We start from the raw sequence: 21,138 nt of genomic DNA on the forward strand, positions 1-21,138 counted from the left end.
ACGACCATGACTGCTTACGTTATCGCCGACATCAAGATGAAGGACCCGAAATGGGTGCCGGAATACGCGGCCTCGGTGCACGACATCGTCCACAAGCATGGCGGCAAATATCTGTCGCGCAGCGGCAATGTGAAGACGCTTGAAGGCAAGCCGCTCGACACCACGCTGATCGCCTTGATGTCGTTCCCATCGGAAGCGGCGGCGCACGCCTTCACCAATGATCCGGCCTATGCGCCTTTCGTTTCGGCGCGTCAGGGCGGCAGCGACAGCCGCTTCCAGCTGATCGACGACACCGATCTGGCCGGAACGATCCCGTATCTGCCGAAAGGATGATCCCTCCCGGCAGGCGTCACACCGGGATCTCCAAGCAACAACAGTCACAGCGCTTGCCTGCCGGGCCGCCGTATTTTCGGCGGCCGGCCAGCTGTGCTTTTTCAAGAAGAATGGAATGGATATGAAATCAAATCTCTGCAACAGGCTGGTCATGGCGGGGGCCATGCTGGCGGTCTGCGCCACCGTCGCACAGGCACATCAGGAGGCGGCTGAAGCCGCGTCCGGCCCCAATCCACTTGCCGAGAAGGTGCGGGCGGCCAACAGCCGGTTTCTCGACGTCAAGGCGGCGACAGAAGAGGGCTATGCGCCCATTCCCTGCGCCAGCGGCATCACCGGCGGCGCCATGGGCATCCACTACGTCAACGGTCAGTACCTGAAGGACGACAAGATCGACATCGCCCGTCCCGAGGCGGTGATGTACGAGCCGATGGCCGATGGCCGGCTTAAGCTGGTGGCGGTCGAATACATCACCTCGAAGGGGCCGGCGTCGCTGGACGGGCAGCTGTTCAACTTCAACAGCGCGCCCAACCGCTATGGCCTGGGTGAATTTTACGAACTGCATGTCTGGGCCTGGAAGGGCAACCCGACCGGCACGTTCGCGGACATGAACCCAAAAGTGTCGTGCGAACACGCGATGGCGCCGAGCCAGTAACCGGCAAAGCCAGGCGGCGCCAATGCCGCCTGGCTCTCCCAAGGGCAATGGAGGGACGGTCTGCCCCCGGCTTCAGCCTGGTCCGGTCATTGCGACGCCGGTTCGGGCAGCGGCAGTCCTATCACGGTGGCGTCGCGGCTCGCCTGCGGCAGAACGAAACGGCCCGTCAGGTACCAGAGCACGGACACGACAAGGATCGAAAGGTAGCCGTCAACGGCATAGTGCCAGCCGGTGTAGACCGAGCCGAACAGGATGAGTGCTGCAAAGGACCAGCCGGCGACGGCCCAGCGGCGGCCGAAACCGCTCAGGAAGAACGCGTTGAGCGTAGCGAAGGCGACATGCATGCTTGGCATGGCGGAGATGCCGCCGCCCAGTTCGGGGCGGCCGCTTGCGTAGGCCGTGAGCAGATAGCTGGCATAGGTGTGGACCGGCGCGGCGTAGTCGTTCTGCGTCAGCGCGTCCTGCAATGCGGCAAACCGGTCGCCGCCGTAGAACTGGTCATGAAATATCGGGCCGGCGGATGACAGCGCCATGGCCAGGACGGTGCCGCACAGGATCGTGGTCAGCGCCAACGTCCAGAGGTAACGTAAACGCCCTGCCGGGTTGTTCCAGAACGCGACGAACAGCAAGGTGCCGAACCATTGCACGTGCCAGCCATATCCGTAGCCGAGGAAAATGACCGCCGAGACGGGTTCGGGAATGACGCTGTGCGCCCATATCCAGGGATCGGCGCCATGCAGCCCAAGATCAAGCTCCGCCAGCATGCGGTCGGCATAGAATGGAACGATCTCCGGGATGGCGATCTTGAAGGTGGTGAAGGCGGTGATGCCGAGAAAGAACAGAAGGATCACCGGTGCGGCGCCCAGCCAGCGCTGCCTGAGCATATCCAGCATGAACCGTGTCGGGTTATGCCTGGCAAATGTCAGCGCCAACAGGCCGAGGCCGGCGGCAAGGAGCGTGGGCAGGAAGAAGATGAAAGGTTGGGCGTAGGATTGCGCCAGGTGCAGATAGCGGCTGGGCTGCAGGCAAAGCGCGGCCAGGGCGTAAGCCAGGCACAAGGCAGTCAGCAGCCAGCCGCTCCTGGTTGCAGCGATGTCCAGGTCAAAAATGGCAAGCGAGCGGCTTTCGCCGTCCCGCTGCCCGGTATGCGCACTCATTGAGAAAACCCGCCAGCCGCCCAAAGCATTATTAGGGGTATTTCGCAGATTAAGTATTACTATTCAGTTACACTTTGGGTTTGAAAAAAATTCCAAATATTAGACGATTATGATTATTCCTTTTTCATCAAGGATTCGTTGACGAAGGCGTGATCGTTAAATGTATAAGTATTGATGACAGCGGAGTCACCTCCGAACGCCCCGAAAAGTTGCCGGGTTTCGGCCGCAGTCGAAGCGGGCCATCGCCTGGCCGGCGATGGCCCCTGCAAAATCAGGCGGCCTTGATCAGGCCGAGCTGGGTCAGCGCCGCGACGCCGTCGTCGAGACCGATCTCCTCGACGATCCGGCCGTCGATCACCTTCAGCACGGTGGTGCCCGTGAAGCGCATGGCGCGGCCGGTGGCGGCGGGCAGCGAGCCGGCGAGGAAATCGCCGAAGGCCGGCCCGGAATGCGTGCCGCCGCCCTCCCACTGGCCGACGACATAATCGCCCTCGGCGATGAGATCGGCGGTGGCCCAGAAGTTGAGGTCCGGGAAGGCGGCGCGGAAGTCGGTCATGAAGGCCTTGATGTCGTCGCGGCCCCGGCGCGGCTCGTGCAGTGAATATTTGAGCAGCATGTCGGGTGCGGCGATGTCGTCGACGACGGACAGATCGCAGGTTTCACCCCAGAAGTCGGTGAACCATCTGACGACGACGGCCTTGTTGTCTTCCTGTTTGGTCATTGGGAGCATCCTTTTGTGTTTGGCGGGGGCATCGGTGTCGCCGATGACCTGAGCCATCCCTAGGACGATCGGGGATGCGCAAAACTCCGGTTCTTGCCGGCCAATCGAAAGACGGGGGGCACCCTGGCGAGGGGCAGCGATCTTCGCTGACTTGCTAGTCCTCGGTCTTGCCGGCCTTGGCGCGCGCGGCCGCGTCGGTCATTTCGCGCGGGGTCGGCTTGCCGGCAGGCGTCCCACCCTTGGCGATTTCGGCGATCTCGCGGCGGAGTTCCTCGGCGCGCCGGATTTGCGCCGGCGTATCGCCGGCGCTGGCGGGCTGGTCGGTTGTTCCTGGTTTCTTCGCCATCTCGGGCAACTCCTTTGCAATGGCCAGGACCCGAGCAACCAAGGCGGATCACTTGGGCCTTTTCGTCACCGTGGCGGCCGTCACCTTTTTCGTCACCACCGCGATCGTCGCGCGAAGGTCCGCGGCGTGGTTGGCAAAGGCCATGTCGGGCTTGCGCGCCGCCATTGCCGCCATGCGCGGCGGCTTGACGCCTCGACGTTGCGCCTTTGCCTGCTTGGTTTGCGTCAGCCGGTCGATCGCCTGCCGCAGATTGCCGTTGCCGACGTTCAAGTTCTGCAACGGTCCATCAGCGGCCTTTGTACCCCCGAACCAGGTGCGTTGCCACCATTGTCGCGACGACGGCTCGTACCAGCTGAGATAGCCGCCCTTCAGCACCTGCCTCGGCTCCTTTATCGCACCGGTATAGCTGTAGCGGACACCGGCAGAGGCCACCGGGTCGAGATAGTGCGGCGTGTAGAAGTCGGACACCGTGATGCCGTTCACCGTGTAGGCGAACTGCTCCGCCTCGCAGGGGTCGCAGACCTCGACGAGGAACTTGACGCGGCCTTGCGTGGGAACCGGAGACTGCCCGGCCACCATTCGCCGACCAAAGGGATCGCCCAGCATTTCGAGGAGCTCATGGCTTGCGGTCAGGTGCCAGCCCTCTGAAAACTGGACCAGCGAAAAAGGCTGCCCATGTTGGTCCTCATGGTAGCCGGCCGCATTGGGATCGCCGATATCGTCCTTGATGATGATCGGCCAGTAGTCAAGCGGCATGTCTTCAAGCTTCTCAAATGCCGAGACGTCAGCCTGAATTCCCCATATCGGACCAAAATCGCGCGTCACCTGCTTCTGCAGGGCGCCCGCGACCGCGATCAATTCCGAATTCTCGATGCTGGATTCGTCCGAAACCAGCGCGACATGTCTCGTCAACATGGCAATGCCTCTCCCAGGTTAGTTTCGTTCAAATGATCCGAGGTAACTTCGAGATGGATTGCTCGCAAGCAAACACATCTCGCGCCAGCCCGGCCAACCGCGCCAAGCTGGGTCATGCTCGCCTCTATCCAAGGTGTGCTTTGTGATTTCCCCGCCAGCAGTTTTGTTTCGCACTTTGAGTTGCTCTGCTGGCCCTGTGAAAATAGACCTGACAGCTATTTTTTTCAACTAAAGAAAATTTTACTTTGGCATGTGGCCGGACCGCTCTTTTCTGACACCCAAACGAACTCATCAAGTGGCTAACGGGGGTAGGATGATTTTGATGTGCGTAACCGCAGAGCGTTCCGCTTCGAAGGCAAATATTATGGCTCTGCGGATTGCTTCAGAGTATCAAAGATTGCTTTTGCGAAAACTTGACACGCAAAATCTTGATTTACGATTGCTGACGATCGGTAGGGCGATTTCCGGCAATCAGGCCCCCTGCTTGCGGGAGAGGCATGACGAGGAGCATGTGTCGCTGGGCCGGACCGGCTACCGGCCGTTTTCGGCGAGGGATGATTTTTAGCCACGACAGCCGGCTGTCACGCGACCAAGTAACGCTTTCTTCTCTGGTTTTGCCGCAGATTGCCCGCGGGTGGAGCAGGCGAAAACAGACGATGGCGCGTCAAGGCAAGAAAAGTCGCAGTGGAGCGTTTTGGGGCACGGCCCTGGAGCGCGCCCATCTTGGTGTCTGGGACTGGGATCTTCGCACCGGCGGCTGCTTCTATTCGGCGACCTGGGCGCGGATGCTGGGCTACGAGGAAAATGAACTCGCCAACACCAGCGACCTTTGGCTGCAACTGACCCATCCCGACGACCGCGAACGGGCGCTGGCCAGCGGCGACCGCCACATTGCCGGGCTGACCGATGCCATCGAGACGGAACTGCGGCTGAAGCACAAGCAGGGCCACTGGGTGTGGGTGCTCGACCGCGGCGGTATTGTCGAGCGCGGCGCGGACGGGCAGCCGCTCAGGCTGATGGGCGTGCAGACCGACATTTCGAAGCAAAAGGCGGCCGAAGCCGCGCTCGAACAGGTCACCATGCGTTTCCGCTTGGCGCTCGCCGCCAGCGGCACCGGCATCTGGCACTACGACATCGCCACCCACAAGAGCTATTGGGACGCGCGCACCAGGGAGATGTTCGGGCTCGTCGCCGATGCCGACGAAGTGCCGGCCGACCTCTGGCACAGTTTTCTGCACCCCGAGGACAAGGAAGCCACCGAGCGCGCCCACCAGCCGGCACCCGGCTCGAATGGCGTTACCGCCTCGCAATACCGCATCATCAAGCGCGACGGCGAAATCCGCCACATCGAATCGCTGGTGCGCTACGTCGCCGCCGCGGGTGCTGCCGGCCAGATCCTCGGCACGGTGCGCGACATCACCGAGGACAAGCTGCGCGAACAGGAGCTCGCCTTCGCCGCCCGCCACGACGCGCTGACCGGCCTGTGGAACCGCACGGCCTTCGACAGGCTGCTTGCCGACCATATTGCCACGGGCGTGCCGCTGGCGGTGTTCTATGTCGATCTCGATTACTTCAAGGCGCTCAACGACTTTGCCGGCCACGCCGCCGGCGATCTGGCGCTGAAGAGCGTGGCGGCCGGCATTGGCCGCTGCCTGCCGCCAGCGGCGCATGCGGCACGGCTCGGCGGTGACGAATTTGCCTTGCTGGTGCCGCATTGCGACGCGGCGCAGGCCGAGCTGCTGGCCGGCGCCATACTGGCGGCCGTGCGCGGCGCCGATCTCGGCCTTGCCGCGACCGCGCGGCGGCTTGCGGCAAGCATCGGCATCGCCATCGTCAACGACCGGGCCACCACGGTCGCCGACGCGCTGGCCTGCGCCGACGACGCCTGCTACGCGGCCAAGGCCGCCGGGCGAGACCGCTTCGCGGTGTTTTCGGCCGAGGCCAATTCGGGCGGCCTCAACGCGGCGCGGCTCGCCGCCGACACCGTCGACGCCATGGAGGACGGCCGGCTGAAGCTGTTCGGCCAGGAGATCCACCGGCTGGGTCGCCCCTGGCAGGAAAGCCGCCATGTCGAGGTGCTGGCGCGGCTTGTCGGGCGTAGTGGCAAGCTGATCCCGCCCAGCGAGTTCATCCCGGCGGCGGAGCGCTTCGGCATTGCCGCCAGGCTCGACCGCTGGATCATCCGCACCGCGCTCTCGCGGCATGGCGCGGCGATGAAGTCCGGCGCGCTCACGCTCGGCTTCAACCTGTCGGCGCAGACGCTGAGCGATCCGGGGCTGTGGGACTTCGTCGACAGCATCATCGAGCAAACCGGGGCGCCGCATTCCTGTATCGGCTTCGAAATCACCGAAACCGCCGCAGTCACCAATTTCGACGCCGCAGAGACATTCGTGCGCAAGGCGCGCGAGCGGCGCTGCAAGGTCAGCCTCGACGATTTCGGCGCCGGCATGAGCTCGTTCGAATATCTCAGGCGCTTTCCGGTCGATGCCATCAAGATCGACGGCTCCTTCATCGAGCACATCGCCGAGAGCCGCTTCGACCGCGAGATCGTCTCGGCCATATCAGGCATTGCCCGCAGCGTCGGCTGCGGCGTCGTGGCCGAGAAGATCGAACAAGCCGAGACGCTCGGCATCCTGCAGGCGATGGGCGTCGATTTCGGTCAGGGGTTTCTCTTGCACCGGCCTGAGCCGCTGGAGCAGATCGTGGCGCGTGCGACCGGGCCGGTAGACGGAGTTCAGGCCCGCAAGGCGTCCTGATGCATGTCCCCAAAAGTGCGTAGCGGTTTTGGGATAAGGACATGCATCAAGCAAAATGCATGTCCCCCAGAAGTGCGTAGCGGTTTTGGGATAAGGACATGCACAAGGCAAAGACTTGAAGCGCGTCGACGCGCTTCAATCAGGCAGGGTGCCGCGCCGTCGCTTGCGGAAAGTCCAGCACCCCGGCCTCGGGCCGCCTGTATTGTGCCTCCGCCACCATTTCGATCAGCAGGTCGAGAGCCTCGCATGCCGCGCGGCTCGTCTCGTCACCGCCGCGCAGATAGTGATAGGCGCGTTCGAGATGGATGCGGGCGGCTGAAAAATCGCTGGTCAATGGTCCCTCCATGATCCCGCCCTAATGTATCTTGGCCGGCCTGGCGGAATGTGGGGTAAATATCCACAGGCGCTTTTTAATCAAATGCCACCGGAGCGAACGAAGGCACGGCAGGTCAATCTGCCGACACGGCAAGATCCTTGCCTGTCCAACTGTTCCCGAATGACACGTCCTTGCGATTTTCAGCCGGGAGCCGCAGGCCGAATATTATTAGAGGGAAAATTTCCAAGGCTACTTGAATGTGACGCGGATATAGAATTACTGTCAGTACAATAATCGAAGAATTCTTGCTGCGTTCAAACCACTGCAGGTGGCGCATGAGCAATGCCGTCGAATTCGATCCCGGTCCGCCCGCGGCTTTTGCCCAGCACTTCGCCAGCGTGCCCGACTACGCCCCCTTCAAGAACTTCTTCTGGTATGATTGGGGGCCGGTCTTCTATCGGGGCAGGCTGGATGGGTCGGCGCGGGTTCTGTGCATCGCATCCGATCCCGGGGCGACCGAAAGGGTGGCGCTGAGGACATTGGTCGGCGATGCCGGCCAGCGGGTCCAGGGCTTTCTTGCCAAGCTTGGGCTGGTCCGGTCCTATCTCTGCCTCAATGCCTTCGCCTACGCGCTGATCCCAAGTCAGAGCGCCGGCGGTGACGATGTCCTTGGCGAGCCGGCGCATCTGGCGTGGCGCAACGCGCTGTTCGACATGGCAAAGGGGCCGCAAGTGCAGGCGGTTATCGCTTTCGGCGCGCAGGCCCAGCGCGCTGTCGCCAAATGGCCCGGCAAGGCTGGAACCCAGGTGTTCAAGCTTCCCCATCCCAGCAGCCACGATCCGCAGGTTCTTGCGAACGCCTGGCGGGCGGCGATCGTCACGCTGCGCGGCATCGTCACCGCCGACGCCGGCGGCAATGCCACCGGGGCAAACTATGGCGCGCAACTGGTCGAGGCCGACTATGCGGTGATCCCGCGACGCGACCTGCCGTTCGGGGTTCCCGCCTTCATGGGCGACGACCGCTGGCTGCGGGCGATGGCGCCGCCGCAGTTCGCCAGCGTCAGCCGGCCTCAGCCCGACGACCGGCATACGCTGATCTGGAAGGCGCCGAAGTCGAATTAAGGTATGTTGAGATTCAGGTGATGCCGGCCTGCAAGCGGTGGCTTTCTGCGCTTCCGGTGCTCACGGACCCGAATGTCCGCTCCGCTCCGGTTCTCGAAAACCACCATTTTCGGCTCGGCCTGACCTGAATCTCAACACACCTTAGACCGATTGAGAAATTGAATCGTCGAACAGGTCCAACCATCTGTCTTTGTGCGGTTTCGACCTTTCCTGACGAATTACTCCGTGGCGCGATCTGCCGGCGTTAACCCGATATCGCGCCTTCGTCCGGTTTGAAGAACAGGGGGGTTCCATGCAAGCCAGCAAACGTGCCTATCGCGGACGCGTCGTGCAGATGGACGCGGCATTCACCGTGCTTGCCGACGCGATCATCTGGATCGAGGCCAACCGCATCATCGCCGTGACGGATGCCTCGGTCGCGCCGCCATCGGGCTTCGAACATCTGTCGCCGGTGGTGACCGGCGGCACGTTCTTTCCTGGCCTGATCGAGCTTCACAATCATCTCGCCTACGACATACTGAAACTGTGGGCGGTGCCGAAGCTCTACAAGAACCGGGGTGCATGGCAAGGCAAGCCCGAATACCAGGCGCTGGTCACCGAGCCGATGAAGGTGCTGGGCAAGGCACCGGGCGTCGCGCCGGCGATCGCGCGCTTCACCGAGGCAAAGTGCCTGGCCGGCGGCACCACCACCTCGCAAGGGCTGACCCTGTTCAGCGCCGCCGGCATCAAGCGCAAATATCGTGGCCTGGTGCGCAATGTCGAGGAGAGCCTGGACGCCAACCTGCCGGATGCGCAGGCGCAGATCCCCGATTTCGCGGCCGACAAGAAGGACATTTTCCTGAACTATCTGAAGACGCACAAATGCATGCTGCTGCATCTCAGCGAAGGAATCGACACCAGCGCCCGCAAGCATTTCCTCGACCTCAAGATCGGGCCGGACGAGTGGGCGATCGCGCCGTCCCTGACCGGCATTCACTGCAACGCCCTGAAACGTGAGGATTTCGACCGGCTGGCGCAGGCCGGCGCCGGCATGGTGTGGTCGCCGCTGTCCAACCTGATGCTCTACGGCCAGACCGCCGACATCGCGGCGGCAAAGGCCGCGGGGCTGCGCATCGGCATCGGCTCGGACTGGTCGCCGACCGGCAGCAAGAACCTGCTGCACGAGATGAAAGTGGTCTGGCAATACAGCCAGACCACTGGCGGGCTCTTCAGCCAGCGCGACATCGTCGCCATGGCGACGATCAACGCGGCGGGCCTGCTGCGCTGGGATCGCTATCTCGGCTCGATCGAGGCCGGAAAATATGCCGACCTGATGCTGGTGCGGGGCAATGGCGGCGATCCTTATGCCAGCCTCTTCGCGGCCGACGAAACCAGGATCGACCTTGTCGTGATCGACGGCGTTCCGCGCTACGCCACATCAGCACTGGCAGCGGGGTTTTCAGCCACCGCCGAGGAGATTTCCTTCGCCGGCGAGAGACGCCTGATCAATCTCGACGACGCTTCGGCGGACGAGGCGGTTGCCGGGCTCGGGCTTGGGAAAGCGCAGGCAGTGCTTGCGGAGGCCATGGGCAATCTTGCCGGGGCCGCCGAGCGCGCCATCGCGTTCGAACGCATGTCGCCAACCTTGCGGGCGCGGGCCATGCCCCGCCAGGCGCAGTGGACGCTTGTCCTCGACCAGGACGAGCCGCACGACGTCAACCTTCGGCCGCGCTTCAGCGACGAGGCGCACATGCCGTCGCTGGTCCGGCTGTCGGCTGCTGCAAAGCCGCTCACGGCGATTGCGGCGGCGACGCTGAAGCCGCAGAAGCTGGATCCACTGACGGTCGCCGGCGATCCCGACTATTATCCCTCGCTGCAGGCGCAGATGAACATTCCGGCGGGGATCAAGCAGGGCCTGCACGGCTGAGTCCTGTCAGCAGTCTCGAGGTTGGGTTCTTTGCCGCGCGATCCTTCGAGGGCTAGGGTGGATTTTTGAGGGTGGCACCCGATGATTGTCCAGGCCTGCATCAATGGCGCGCGTCCGCGCGATTTCCACCCGAAGCTGCCGCTCTATGCGCAGGCCATGGCGACCGATGCCGCGGCTTGCGTCGCCGCTGGTGCGGCCGAACTGCACATCCATCCGCGCGGTGCCGACGGGCGCGAAAGCCTGGCCGCCGTCGACGCGACGGTGCTCGCCGTGCGCCTGATCTGCCCGGGCACGCTGGTCGGTGTGTCGACCGGCGCCTGGATCGAGGAGGATGTTGCGCGGACCCGCGCGGCGATCGCCGGCTGGCGCGAGCTGCCGGATTATGCCTCGGTCAATCTCTCCGAGGCCGACGCGCCCGCCGTGATGGAGCTGTTGCGCCAGCGCGGCGTCGGCATCGAGGCCGGGCTTGCCACAACAGTCGATGCCGAGCGCTTCGTGGCGCTTGCCGACCACAACCGGGTGCTGCGCATCCTGATCGAGATCGACATACAGGATTTGTCCAGGGCGCTCGACGAGGCGCACGGCATCGCCGCCGTGCTCGAACGCGCCGACCTGCGGCGGCCGATCCTGCTGCACGGCGTCGACGCCACGGTCTGGTCGTTCGTGCAGCTGGCGCATCAAAAACGCTGGTCGACGCGGGTCGGGTTGGAGGACGGCAGGACGCTGGCCGATGGAACGGTGGCCAAGGACAATGCGGAGATCGTGGCTGCTGCTGCGGCAGTTTTCCGCTCCGCGCACGTCGGCTGAACGGCCGTCCGCCTCAGTCCTGCCCGCCGGCGGGTGCTGTCCATGTGCGAAGGATGTGTTTCTGGATCTTGCCGGATGCGGTGCGCGGCAGCGCTTCGGTGAGCAGGAACTCCTTGGGCACCTTGTAGCGGGCGATGCGAGTGCCGCAATGGCTCGCCAGATCGGCCGGATCGACGACGCATCCGGCTTTCACCACGACGAAAGCGCGCCCGACTTCGCCCCAGCGCGCGTCGGCGACGCCGATCACGGCGGCTTCGGCGATGCCGGGATGGTCGAGCAGCACGGTTTCGATTTCGACGGGATACACGTTCTCGCCGCCAGAGATGAACATGTCCTTGCGACGGTCGACGAGGGTGACGAAGCCTTCCTCGTCGCGCCGCGCGATGTCGCCGGTGCGGAACCAGCCATCGGCGGTGAAGGCGCGCTCTGTCTCCTCCGGCCGGTTCCAGTAGCCTGGCGTGATCGAGGGGCCGCACAGCCATATCTCGCCTGGCTCGCCGGCGGCGACGTCGCGGCCATCGTCGTCGACGAGGCGCAGGCCGATCATCGGCGCAGGCAGGCCGGCCGAGCCTGCCTTGCCGGCGATGCGGCCGGCCTCGACCGGCATGCCAAGCACCGTGCCTGCCTCGGTCATGCCGAAGCCGTCGGCCATGCGGACTCTTTGCGCCAGCCACCAGTTGATTTCGGCGGCCGGGTTGGGCGCGCCGCCGGTGAAAATGGCGGTGAGCGAGGTCCAGCGCGACGGGGCGAAGTCGGGGTGCTCGCGCAGCATCCTGGCCATTTGCGGAACGCAGAAATAGTGGGTGACGCCAAGGGTGGGATCGGCGAGGCGGCGATTGGTGGCGCCGGCATCGAAACCGGGCGAGATCAGCACCGTGCCGCCCTGGAGCAGCGGCGGACGCAGGCTGGTGATGAGGCCGATGACATGGAACATCGGCGCGTCGCAGAGGAAGATGCTGGCATTGCCGACCCGGCCCAGCACGCCGAAATTGACCGCGGTGGCAAAGGCGTTGCGCTCGGTGACGATGACGCCCTTCGGCCGGCCTGATGTGCCCGACGTGTAGAGGATGATCGAGGGCGTGTCGTCGGCGGGCAGGGGACGGCGCGGCGCCGGCGCCTCCGCCTCCACCGCCACCGCGAAGGCGGCGACATCGACAGGCTTGCAACCCTTGGGCAATGCCATCTCAAGCGCGGTGTCATGCAGCAGCAGTGCCGGATCGCTATCGGCAAGGATCGCCTGTTGTTCGACACTGGCGAGCCGCCAGTTGACCGGCACGAAGATAGCGCCGAGCCGCATGGCGGCCTGTTGCAGGATCAGCAGATCGGCGCTGTTGCGGGCCAGTGTGGCGATCCGTTGCCCTTGTTCGACGCCGTAACCGGTTTCGAGAACGCCGACGGCGCGCTGGATGGCCTCGTCAAGCGCGGCATAGGTCCAGCGCCTGCCCGAGGCGAGGTCGACGCAGGCAACACGGTCCGGCTGCGCCCTGGCGTGCAGGGTCACGGGATCGGGCGTTGTCCAGGCCGGCATTCGCATCTCCTCCCAGATTGCGGCAGTCGTTTATAGCGTCATCTGGCCTTGTCGTAGGCGCCGAGGCCCGGCTTGTAGCTCTTTTCGTCGATGAACTGGCGGATGCCTTCCTTGCGGCCCTCATTGTCGTGCGAGTTGGCCGCCTCCTGGGCGCGGACTAGATAGTCCTCGGCATTGTCGTAGGTCATCTCGGCAACGCGTCTGATGGCGTCCTTGGTTGCCTTCAGCGCGATCGGGTTCTTCTTCAAAAGGATATTGGCGACCTCGCTGACCCGCGCCTTCAGATCAGCCAGCGGCAGGCTTTCATTGACCAGCTTCCAGGCGGCGGCCTTCCTGCCGTCGATCAGTTCGCCGGTCAGCGCGTGGTACATGGCGTCACGCATCGACAAGAGGTCGACCACCACCTTGGTGGCGCCGCCGCCGGGCAGGATGCCCCAGTTGATCTCGGACAAAGCGAACTGCGCCTCGTCGGCGGCAAAGGCGAGATCGCAGGCGAAGAGCGGGCCATAGCCGCCGCCGAAACACCAGCCATTGACCATGGCGATGGTCGGCTTGCTGTACCAGCGCAGGCGCCGCCACCAGCCATAGGCTTCCGCCTGCGCCTTGCGGACGGCGCCGAGACCCTTGGCTTCGGTCTCGCGAAAATACTCCTTGAGGTCCATGCCCGCCGACCAGGCGCTGCCTTCACCCGACAGCACGAGCACGCCGACATCGTCGCGGAACTCGAGCTCGTCGAGGACCTCCATCATGCGCCGGTTGAGCGTCGGGTTCATGCAATTGCGCTTGTCCGGCCGGTTGAAGCGCACCCAGGCGATGCCGTTCTCGACATCGAAGGCAACGGTCTCATCGGTCATGGTCGGTATCCTCCCGTTCCACTTTGGAAATTGCTATGGAGCATAGCTATCTTGATTGCTATGTCGCATAGTCTTTTTTACTTGACAAGGGCCGGCATCGCGGCGATCGGTTGGCATGGACGAAACCCAGCCTCATACCGGGCCGGAGATGATGTCCGACGACGCGCTCGATGCGCAGATCGGCTACAATCTCAAGCGTGCCTCGGCTTTCGCGCTCAATGATTTCGCGGTCGAACTGACCGATGCGGGCCTGCGTCCGGTCACCTATGGCATGCTGGCGCTGATCGATGAGCGGCCAGGCATCCGCGCCGCGGAACTGTGCCGCCTGCTCGGCATGAAGAGCGCCAACATGGCGCCGCTGCTCGCCGAACTGGAAGAGCGCGGGCTGGTCGAGCGCGACGATCATGCCGAGGACAGGCGCGTGCGGGTGCTGACCCTGACGCCGACGGCCAGACAGGCGATGCCGGGCTGGCGGCGACAGGTTCGCCGGCACGAGGACAGGTTTCTGCAACGGCTGACGAAAAAGGAGCGGGCGACGCTGCTGCGCCTGCTGCGCCTGATCTGGACGGATGAAGGTTGAGGGCAGTCTAGCCGGCTTGCCCGTCCGGCCATGCAAGCCGCAGCACCAACGCGGCGAGCGCGATCGCTGGTGGGATGATGAAACACCAGACATTGGCGAAGGCATAGCCGAGTGCGGCGGCCGCGCAGCCGGCGGCGAAGACGGCGACCGCCGCCGCCATGCGCTGCAGGCGGGCAATGAGCGCCGGGCGGGCTTCCGGCGCCGGGCCGCCGATGAGGTCGGCGAGGTCGATCATGATCTGGGTGGTGGTGCCGGTCATCAGCGTCGAGGGCGGGGCTGCCGCCAGATGGACCCGGTGCACCGCGTTCTGGATCGCCATGGCGGCGACCAGCACCATGCCGGTGACGATCGCGGCCGCGCTGTCGCCGCTGGCGAAGGGGCCGAAGCGGATTGCCAGCGCCGCGCCGACGACAAGCAGCGCCAGTTTGGTCGCCAGCAGCACCCCAAGCGCCTGATGTCCGCGCCGGCGCAAGCGCTCGCCGGCCAGCCGGGTCAGGATGACGACGATGCAGAACACCGGCAGCGCTAGCAGCTTTGCCAGCACGCCCGAAATGCCGAGCACCAGCGAGGCGCCGAGGGTGACGAAATTACCCGTCACATGCGCGGTGAACAGGCCCTGCAGCGCCAGGAAGCCGGCCGTGTCGACATAGCCGCCATTGAGGCTGAGCAGCAGCGGCAGTGTGGGCCTCATGGCGTCGTCACCGGAACCAGGAAACGGTCGGGCGCCAGCGCCGCGGCGGTGACGCCGAGGGCCGTGACGTCGCCGGGCAGGGGCTGGCCGCGCATCAGCGCCGCGCTCAGCCTGGCCAAGGTCAGCGACACCTGGAACCCGTAGCCGCCCTGGCCGCCCAGCCAGAAGAAGCCGGGCAGGCGCGGGTCGAAGCCGGCGACCGGCGTGCGGTCGGGCGCGAAGGTGCGCAGGCCCGCCCATGGCGTCGAGGGTCGGTCGATGCGCATCGACGTCGCCTGCTCGATGCGGTCGACGGCGATGGCGACATCGATGTCTTCTGGATACGCGTCGCAAGGTTCGGAATCGGTCTCGTCGGCGAGCGAGCCGATCAGCCTGCCGGCATCCGGTTTGAAGTAGAACTGTTCGTGCAGGTCGACCACCAGCGGCCAGCTGGCGATGTCGGTGCCGGCAGGCGGGTCGAACAGGAAGGCGGTGCGTCGCTTGGGCTGGAAGCCGAGACCGGAGAGCCCGGCGAGGCCAGCGACGACATCGACCCAGCCGCCGGCGGCGTTGACGACGATGTCGGCTGAATAGACCCCGGCGCTCGTTTCCACCCGCAGGCCGCCGCCATCGGGCGAAATGGCGCGCACCTCCTCGCCGGTGCGGATCAAGCCGCCACTGGCCTTCAGCGCCGAGGCGCAGGCCGTCAGCATCTTGTCCGTGTCGACATCCACCGCGTCCGGCTCGTAGACGCCGCCGCAAGTGGCCTCTGCGGCAATGACCGGAACCAGCGCGTGGAGCTCGGCCGCCGACAGGCGCCGCACGCTGGGCACCAGCGCCTGCAACTCGCCGGCCAGCTTGTCGATAGCGGCGCCGTCGCCGGTCCAGCCGACATGCAGCGCGCCGCGCCGATGGGAAGCGAAGCCGCCCTCGACAATCGCCTGGCGGCTGGCCAGTGTCAGCGCCCGCACCAGCCGGTTGCCATAGGTCTCGGTGAACAAAGCGGCGGAGCGGCCGCTGGCGTGGTAGCCGAGATGCGGCTCGCGCTCGAGGACGGTGACATCAGCCCACTCCCGCACGGCCGCCGCAAGCGACAGGCCGGCAATGCCACCACCGATGACGACGATTTTTGGGGAGGGATTCGACTGCATCCGTCAGTCGTAAAAATGATTTCGTATCCAGTCAAACGGCGCGACCTGTCCTCGGTTGTTTGCGCAGCCATTTCTTCCCGTAGAGCGGGAAGAAATGGCCGGCAGTGCGGCGAGGGCAGCGCTGGCTCCGACGATCGGCAGCATCCTCTACAAGGCCACGGTCCGCCCCAATCCTCGCCGAACTGCCTCGCGATAAGCGAGGTCCCCCGCCACCAGGTCTTCCATCGCGACACCCATGGCCTTGTAGACGGTGACCTGGTCGGCGCCGGTCCTTCCCGGCCGCAGCCCAAGTAGCATCTCGCCAAGCTCGGTCCCGGTTTGCGGATCGATGCCATCGAGTTCGCAAGAGCCGACCGGAGTAGGCGCGAAGGCGTCCCTGGTCTCGACGAACAGGCTGGCCCGGCGGACGAGCTCAACCGGCAATTCGCCGCCGGGCGGGGCGACGCCCACCGACGAGACATGCGTGCCGGGCCGCACCCATTCGGCCGAAATCACCGGCTGGTAGGAATGCGTTGCCAGGCACACGACATCCGACGAGCGCACCGCGGCCTCTAGATCGCTGACGGCGACGACGCCCGGATGCCGTGCTGCCAGTGCCTGCGCGTCCGCGAACGCTTTCGAGACGACGCGGATTTCGGTGAAGTCCCGCACCAGCGGCAGAAGGTGCAAATGCTGGCCGGCCTGCACGCCGGCGCCGACCACCGTCGCGACCCTGGCGTCGCGGCGGGCCAGTTCCCGCACCGAGAGCACGGCCGAGCCGGAGGTGCGCACGGCGGTGATATAGGTGCCGTCCATGACGCAGACCGGCATGCCCGTTTCCGGGTCGAACAGGTGGATGGTGGCGAGATGGCTGGGGATGGCCCGGGCGATGTTGCCTTCGAAGACGTTGACGATCTTCACGGTCAGATGCATGCCCGCCGTCCAGGCCGGCATCGCCAGCGAATAGCCAGCATGCGGAATGTCGAGCTGCGGCCGCGCCGGATTGACGATCTTGCCGCTGGACAATGCCTTGAAGCCTTGCGCCAGCACATCGAGCAGCCGGCGCGGGTCGATGCATGTTTTCACCTCGGCTTCGCTCAGGATGAGCACTGATATGTCGCCCTTGGTCTGGGCATTGCGGGAGGTCGGTATGGTCGACGTCATGGGATTTTGCCTTGGTGGGTTGCGTTGCCCGTCAACGGTATTGCCACTCGACAGCGTGATGAAATATGCTGTTTTCACGATTTCTGCGTGATAATCACGCTATCCATTGCCAAGAAGTGCGAATCCAGAATGGACGATCTCGACCGCATCGACCGCTCGCTGTTGCGCTTGCTGCAAGAGGACGGCCGTCGCACGACGCTCGATCTGGCCCGCCGCGTCGGCCTGTCGCCGACCGGGGCGGCGCAGCGCATCAAACGGTTGTTCGCCGAAGGCTTCATCCAGGCGGTGCGGGCCGTTCTCGACCCGGCCCGGATCGGGCAGGCACAACTGGTCTTCATCGAGGTGCGGCTCGATCATACGGCGCCGCATGTCTTCGACCGCTTCGCAGAGGCGGTGCTGCGGGCGCCCGAGATCATCGAATGCCACATGGTGGTTGGCGGCTTCGATTATCTGGTCAAGGCGCGTATCGCCGACATGACGATGTTCCAGGATTTCCTGCAGCGGGTGATCCTGCCGCTGCCCGGCGTCCGGGAGACGCATACCTACGCCTCGATCGCCAATGTGAAACCGGACGCGTTGCTGCCGATCTAGACCGGCGGCCGTTCCCCTGCATCCAGCAGCCATTGCCGCACGGCTTGCGTCGGCTCGGGATGGCGCTGCTTTCTAGGCATCACGACATAGAAATCCTGCGCGCCGCGCATTTCGCCGCTGACCGGCTGGACCAGCCGACCAGCGGCGAGGTCGGCGGCGACGAGGAAGCGGCTGGCCAGCGCTATGCCCTGGCCGGCGATGGCCGCGTCGATGGCGAGGCTGGTCTGGTTGAAGCGCATGCGTTTGAGCTCGGCCGTCATCTTCAGTCCGACGGCCTTTTCCATGAATTCCGGCCACAGATTGTGCGCGTCGTGCAGCAGAACGTGATGCTGGATTTCGGCCGCCGGGATTTCGATCGTGCCGGCCGGCAGCAGGGCCGGGCTGCAGATGGCGACGATCTGCTGGGGAAACAACAGGTCGACGACCAGGCCGGCGCCGAAGGGCGGGCGGCCTTGCCGCACCGCGATGTCGACGCCGTCGGCCTGGAAGCTCGACAGGCTTTCGCTGGCCAGCACGCGCAGGTCGACCAGCGGATTGTCGGCCATGAAATCCTGTAGCCGGGGGATCAGCCATTTGGTGGCGAAGCTTGGCGTCACGCTGATCGTCAGCCGCGCCGGCTCGGGGCGCAACAGCAGGGTCGCCTCCGAGATCAGGTCGAAGGCGCGGCGGATGTTGGGCACATAGGCGCGGCCCTGATCGGTCAGCGCCAGGCCGCGCGGCAGCCGCTCGAACAGTTTCGTGCCGAGATGGGTCTCCAGGCCGCGAATGTGCTGGGCCACCGCACCTTGCGTGACGTTCAGCTCCTCCGCGGCGATGCGGAAGTTGAGATGGCGCGCCGAGGCTTCGAAGGCGCGCAGCGCATTCAGCGGCGGCAGGCTCAGGAAGGCTTCGGGCATGCAGGAGTTTTTCTACTGGTTGATTTCAGGCATTCTGGTTCGAACCATGCGGAAAAACCAGCTATATCACCGCTCAAATCCCGAAAACGCCGCTTGCGGTGCCCGCCAACCCGAAGAGGAAAATACAATGAGTGTAGAAAAAGTGGCTGTCGTCGTGGCTGGTGGCAGCGGCATGGGGGCGGCGGCGGCCAAGCGCCTGGCAGCGGACGGGTTCAAGGTCGCCATCCTGTCGTCCTCCGGCAAGGGCGAGGCGCTGGCCAAGGAATTGGGCGGGCTCGGCGTCACCGGATCCAACCAGTCGAATGACGATCTGCAGCGCCTCGCCGACCTGACGCTGGAGCGCTATGGCCGCATCGACGTGCTGGTCAACAGCGGCGGCCACGGGCCGCGCGCACCGATCCTGGAGATCACGGACGAGCAGTGGCATACCGGCATGGATGTCTATCTGATGAACGTCATCCGGCCGGTGCGCATCGTGGCGCCGCAAATGGTCAAGCAGAAGGGCGGCGCCATCATCAACATCTCGACCGCCTGGGTCGCCGAGCCGAACGCGATGTTTCCGACATCAGCCGTGTTCCGCGCCGGCCTTGCCGCCTACACCAAGATCTTCTCCAACACTTATGCACCGGACAATGTGCGCATGAACAATGTGCTGCCCGGCTGGATCGACAGCCTGCCGGCCACCGAAGAGCGCCGCGACAACGTGCCGATGCAACGCTACGGCACTATGGAGGAGGTCGCCGCGACGATTGCTTTCCTGGCGTCGGAGGGTGCAGGCTACATCACCGGCCAGAACATCCGCGTGGATGGGGGTGTCATCCGGGCGTTGTGAAGGAGGCATGGCGTGACGAGCTTTTTGAGCGAGGTCGAGAGTACGTTTCCCCCACTGCTGCGAATGCCGGAAGAATTGCAGATGGCACTTCGCTGGATGGAGGATTACGGGTTCGTTCGAAACGAGGCCATCCGCTATGCCCCGCTGTATCCCGCAACAGTTAAGCAAAGAGAGGGACTGGCTCGCACCCATTTCACTGTCGTCGATCCTGACTTGATGGGAGCGTGGCTCGGCAATGGCGATGTTTCAGTGACAGGTCGAGTGGCGCCCTTCATCGTCACAGGTGGCGAGGGGTCCCAGGCGGGGATATGGATGGACGACACGGGCGTGCAGCGCTTCGTGCATCTGGGGTCCGGATCAGGATCGACCTTATCCTGCGTACTGGCAGACAACGCCGTCGATTTCCTGCGTTTGCTGGCCATTGGCTACGAGGAACTCTGTTGGCCGGAGGTCTTCGCGCTCACACCTGAAGACGCCTATGCAAATGAGCATCGCGGAGACCAACCAGTTGTCTCCTACCGGCCGCCTTTCGAGTTCAGACAGTGGGTCGCATCGACGTTTCATGTGATCGTGCCGAGGACTGCTTCTGAGATCGTCACACGCGTGTCGGATATGGATGCCGCCTTTTCGGACGATCCATTCTGGCAATGGGCTCGCAAGGTTGCCGGATGATCGAATTGGCCGAAACCCCAACTGCGCTTGCTGAACCTTTGCTTGCCACTAACCTGATTGACGGACTGCGCCCAAGCCAACTGGCCGGCGTATGGTCGGATCGCTCTCGCGGCCCACGCGCAGTTCTTTCAATCATTTCTTGAAACCGGCAGCGGCCGTTTCATGGTTTGATGGCGCCGGCCAAGAGGGGAGGCGTCATTGACCGACTTCATCGGACTGCCGAAAGCCGAAGTGCACATCCATATCGAGGGCTGCTTCGAGGCCGACGATGTGATCGCGAACTGCGAGGAAGCCGGCATTCCGCTGCGCACGCCGCGCGACAGGCTGTTCGAAGCCCATGACCTCAAGAGCTTCCTCGAAATGCTCGACTGGTTGTGCGGGACTTTTCGCACGCGAGAGCAGCTTGCCAACACGGCCTACAAGTTTGCGCAGCGCATGGGCCGAAGCGGCGTGCGCTACGCCGACGTCATCGTCAACCCGACGCACTGGCCGCATTGGCACAAAGACATTCCGGGGATGATCGACGCGTTCGATGCGGGTTTCGCGGCCGCCGAGCAAGATGGGCACCCGCCGGTCGGGCTTTGCGTCAGCCTGCTGCGCACCCAGTCGGCGGCGGAAGCGATCGAGCTGGTGGAGTTGCTGAGCGGCATCAGGCACAGCCGTGTCGTCGCCTTGTCGATCGACGGAAACGAAGCGGCGGCCGGCCGCACCGGCCCGCGCTTCGCCGAGGCGTTTCGCCGTGCCGGCGCAGCGGGTTTGCGGCGCACCGTTCATGCCGGCGAGTCGAGCGGCCCGGAAGGCGTTCGCGACGCCATCGAACTGCTGGGCGCCGACCGCATCGACCACGGCGTGCGGGCGATCGAGGATCCGGACCTCGTCGACTTGCTGGCGCAAAGGCAGGTTCCGCTCGGCGTCTGCCCGGTCTCCAATCTGGCGCTCGGTGTCTATTCCTCGCTTGCGCAACATCCGCTCGATGCCTTGCGCAAGGCCGGTGTCCCGGTCTCGATCAACACCGACGATCCGTCGCTGCTCGACACCACGCTTGAAGCCTCCTACGCCGCTTGCGCCGAGACTTTCGCATGGGACGACGAAACCATCCGCCAGCTCGCCGCGACATCGGTGCAGGCGAGCTATGCCGACCCGGCGCTGAAGGCGCGGATCCTGGCCGATCTGGCGGCCTGGCGGAGCTGA

General features: G+C 64.5%; 22 protein-coding genes. 11 read left to right on the top strand and 11 right to left on the bottom strand.

Annotated elements, in window-relative coordinates:
- Positions 1 to 6 precede the first annotated feature (6 nt).
- Complete coding sequence (locus AC04SF_RS08390; RefSeq protein ID WP_488477392.1) at positions 7 to 333, top strand: DUF1330 domain-containing protein; 327 nt, start codon at positions 7 to 9, stop codon at positions 331 to 333.
- 115 nt (positions 334 to 448) lie between these two features.
- A complete protein-coding gene (locus AC04SF_RS08395) occupies positions 449 to 985 on the top strand; it encodes a hypothetical protein (protein WP_488477393.1) in 537 nt (178 codons plus the stop codon).
- 86 nt (positions 986 to 1,071) lie between these two features.
- Here the strand turns inward: AC04SF_RS08395 and AC04SF_RS08400 are convergent, their stop codons facing one another.
- The 4 genes from AC04SF_RS08400 to AC04SF_RS08415 form a co-directional block, all read right to left on the bottom strand.
- Positions 1,072 to 2,142 (bottom strand): phosphatase PAP2 family protein, encoded by a 1,071-nt coding sequence (locus AC04SF_RS08400; protein ID WP_488477394.1) that lies wholly within the window; start codon positions 2,140 to 2,142, stop codon positions 1,072 to 1,074.
- A gap of 271 nt (positions 2,143 to 2,413) precedes the next feature.
- Positions 2,414 to 2,863 (bottom strand): ester cyclase, encoded by a 450-nt coding sequence (locus tag AC04SF_RS08405; RefSeq protein ID WP_096457552.1) that lies wholly within the window; start codon positions 2,861 to 2,863, stop codon positions 2,414 to 2,416.
- Positions 2,864 to 3,017: 154 nt separating this feature from the next.
- Positions 3,018 to 3,209 (bottom strand): hypothetical protein, encoded by a 192-nt coding sequence (locus AC04SF_RS08410; protein WP_488477395.1) that lies wholly within the window; start codon positions 3,207 to 3,209, stop codon positions 3,018 to 3,020.
- 48 nt (positions 3,210 to 3,257) lie between these two features.
- A complete protein-coding gene (locus AC04SF_RS08415) occupies positions 3,258 to 4,124 on the bottom strand; it encodes a hypothetical protein (RefSeq protein ID WP_488477396.1) in 867 nt (288 codons plus the stop codon).
- A gap of 656 nt (positions 4,125 to 4,780) precedes the next feature.
- Here AC04SF_RS08415 and AC04SF_RS08420 point away from each other — a divergent pair.
- Positions 4,781 to 6,880 (top strand): EAL domain-containing protein, encoded by a 2,100-nt coding sequence (locus AC04SF_RS08420; RefSeq protein ID WP_488477397.1) that lies wholly within the window; start codon positions 4,781 to 4,783, stop codon positions 6,878 to 6,880.
- A gap of 139 nt (positions 6,881 to 7,019) precedes the next feature.
- Here the strand turns inward: AC04SF_RS08420 and AC04SF_RS08425 are convergent, their stop codons facing one another.
- A complete protein-coding gene (locus tag AC04SF_RS08425) occupies positions 7,020 to 7,214 on the bottom strand; it encodes a hypothetical protein (RefSeq protein ID WP_202353437.1) in 195 nt (64 codons plus the stop codon).
- Positions 7,215 to 7,531: 317 nt separating this feature from the next.
- On the opposite strand from AC04SF_RS08425, the gene AC04SF_RS08430 reads away from it, so the two are divergent.
- From AC04SF_RS08430 to AC04SF_RS08440, 3 genes are all read left to right on the top strand, one after another.
- The gene (locus AC04SF_RS08430; RefSeq protein ID WP_488477398.1) at positions 7,532 to 8,317 is read left to right on the top strand and encodes a uracil-DNA glycosylase family protein; all 786 of its coding nucleotides are present in this window, start codon (positions 7,532 to 7,534) and stop codon (positions 8,315 to 8,317) included.
- 292 nt (positions 8,318 to 8,609) lie between these two features.
- Complete coding sequence (locus AC04SF_RS08435) at positions 8,610 to 10,223, top strand: amidohydrolase family protein (protein ID WP_488477399.1); 1,614 nt, start codon at positions 8,610 to 8,612, stop codon at positions 10,221 to 10,223.
- Positions 10,224 to 10,304: 81 nt separating this feature from the next.
- Positions 10,305 to 11,030, top strand: coding sequence for a 3-keto-5-aminohexanoate cleavage protein (locus AC04SF_RS08440; protein WP_488477400.1), 726 nt, complete (start codon positions 10,305 to 10,307; stop codon positions 11,028 to 11,030).
- 13 nt (positions 11,031 to 11,043) lie between these two features.
- Here the strand turns inward: AC04SF_RS08440 and AC04SF_RS08445 are convergent, their stop codons facing one another.
- Positions 11,044 to 12,564 (bottom strand): AMP-binding protein, encoded by a 1,521-nt coding sequence (locus tag AC04SF_RS08445; RefSeq protein WP_488477401.1) that lies wholly within the window; start codon positions 12,562 to 12,564, stop codon positions 11,044 to 11,046.
- 32 nt (positions 12,565 to 12,596) lie between these two features.
- Positions 12,597 to 13,412, bottom strand: coding sequence for a p-hydroxycinnamoyl CoA hydratase/lyase (locus AC04SF_RS08450; RefSeq protein WP_488477402.1), 816 nt, complete (start codon positions 13,410 to 13,412; stop codon positions 12,597 to 12,599).
- Between the two features lie 115 nt (positions 13,413 to 13,527).
- Between AC04SF_RS08450 and AC04SF_RS08455 the strand changes: the two genes are divergently transcribed.
- A complete protein-coding gene (locus AC04SF_RS08455) occupies positions 13,528 to 13,992 on the top strand; it encodes a MarR family winged helix-turn-helix transcriptional regulator (protein WP_488477403.1) in 465 nt (154 codons plus the stop codon).
- A 7-nt stretch (positions 13,993 to 13,999) separates the two neighbouring features.
- On the opposite strand, the gene AC04SF_RS08460 is transcribed toward AC04SF_RS08455, so the two are convergent.
- The 3 genes from AC04SF_RS08460 to AC04SF_RS08470 all read right to left on the bottom strand — a co-directional run bounded on the left by AC04SF_RS08460 (position 14,000) and on the right by AC04SF_RS08470 (position 16,956).
- Positions 14,000 to 14,683, bottom strand: a complete 684-nt coding sequence (locus tag AC04SF_RS08460) for a YoaK family protein (RefSeq protein ID WP_488477404.1) — start codon at positions 14,681 to 14,683, stop codon at positions 14,000 to 14,002.
- The gene (locus AC04SF_RS08465; RefSeq protein WP_488477405.1) at positions 14,680 to 15,813 is read right to left on the bottom strand and encodes an NAD(P)/FAD-dependent oxidoreductase; all 1,134 of its coding nucleotides are present in this window, start codon (positions 15,811 to 15,813) and stop codon (positions 14,680 to 14,682) included. The genes AC04SF_RS08460 and AC04SF_RS08465 overlap by 4 nt, the downstream gene beginning before the upstream one ends.
- 147 nt (positions 15,814 to 15,960) lie before the next feature.
- Positions 15,961 to 16,956, bottom strand: a complete 996-nt coding sequence (locus AC04SF_RS08470) for an ornithine cyclodeaminase family protein (RefSeq protein ID WP_488477406.1) — start codon at positions 16,954 to 16,956, stop codon at positions 15,961 to 15,963.
- A gap of 129 nt (positions 16,957 to 17,085) precedes the next feature.
- Here AC04SF_RS08470 and AC04SF_RS08475 point away from each other — a divergent pair, with 129 nt between their 5' ends.
- Positions 17,086 to 17,547: an Lrp/AsnC ligand binding domain-containing protein gene (locus AC04SF_RS08475; protein WP_488477407.1), complete on the top strand. Its 462-nt coding sequence runs from the start codon at positions 17,086 to 17,088 to the stop codon at positions 17,545 to 17,547.
- Here the strand turns inward: AC04SF_RS08475 and gcvA are convergent.
- Positions 17,544 to 18,443: a transcriptional regulator GcvA gene (gene gcvA, locus AC04SF_RS08480; RefSeq protein WP_488477408.1), complete on the bottom strand. Its 900-nt coding sequence runs from the start codon at positions 18,441 to 18,443 to the stop codon at positions 17,544 to 17,546. The two genes, AC04SF_RS08475 and gcvA, sit on opposite strands and share 4 nt — an antisense overlap.
- A 127-nt stretch (positions 18,444 to 18,570) precedes the next feature.
- Between gcvA and AC04SF_RS08485 the strand changes: the two genes are divergently transcribed.
- The 3 genes from AC04SF_RS08485 (at position 18,571) to add (ending at position 21,138) form a co-directional block, all read left to right on the top strand.
- Complete coding sequence (locus tag AC04SF_RS08485; RefSeq protein ID WP_488477409.1) at positions 18,571 to 19,275, top strand: SDR family oxidoreductase; 705 nt, start codon at positions 18,571 to 18,573, stop codon at positions 19,273 to 19,275.
- A 12-nt stretch (positions 19,276 to 19,287) separates the two neighbouring features.
- Positions 19,288 to 19,947 carry a hypothetical protein gene (locus AC04SF_RS08490; protein ID WP_488477410.1) on the top strand — a complete coding sequence of 220 codons (660 nt, stop codon included), beginning with the start codon at positions 19,288 to 19,290 and terminating at the stop codon, positions 19,945 to 19,947.
- Positions 19,948 to 20,145: 198 nt separating this feature from the next.
- Positions 20,146 to 21,138, top strand: a complete 993-nt coding sequence (gene add, locus AC04SF_RS08495; RefSeq protein WP_488477411.1) for an adenosine deaminase — start codon at positions 20,146 to 20,148, stop codon at positions 21,136 to 21,138.

The organism is Mesorhizobium sp. CNPSo 4671 (assembly GCF_057784245.1).